This window comes from Cognatundibacterium luofuense, from assembly GCF_018139685.1.
Classification (GTDB): domain Bacteria; phylum Pseudomonadota; class Gammaproteobacteria; order Burkholderiales; family Burkholderiaceae_D; genus Undibacterium; species Undibacterium luofuense.
The window spans coordinates 1-286 of record NZ_JAGSPN010000622.1; the positions used below are offsets into that span (position 1 = coordinate 1).

1 protein-coding gene is annotated in these 286 nt (G+C 45.1%); it reads right to left on the minus strand.

Translation table 11 applies throughout. The features are described from left to right. The coding region (locus tag KDM89_RS21915; protein ID WP_212689862.1) for a hypothetical protein at positions 1-286 on the minus strand (286 nt) is incomplete at both ends.

A 286-nucleotide genomic window follows, 5' to 3' on the forward strand; every position in this document is an offset into this window, starting at 1 on the left:
CAGGCAAATTGTCAGTGGTTGTTGCATCATTTCGCAACGTTCTTTGACGATATCGGCAATTGTTCCCTGATTCATACTTGAATGCGGCGCGACTGCAGTTAAGTTCATCAGCTTGGACCAGGATGTATCCACCAGCTTACAGAGTGGCGTGGGTATTAATTTACTCGCACGGCTACTAATAAACTTAATACCGTTCCAAAGAGGAGTGACATTGCCTTTACTTAGATGTATTAACCAGCGCAACGGCGCACTTAATTTCCAGGCTGTACTGGCACGAATTTCGACT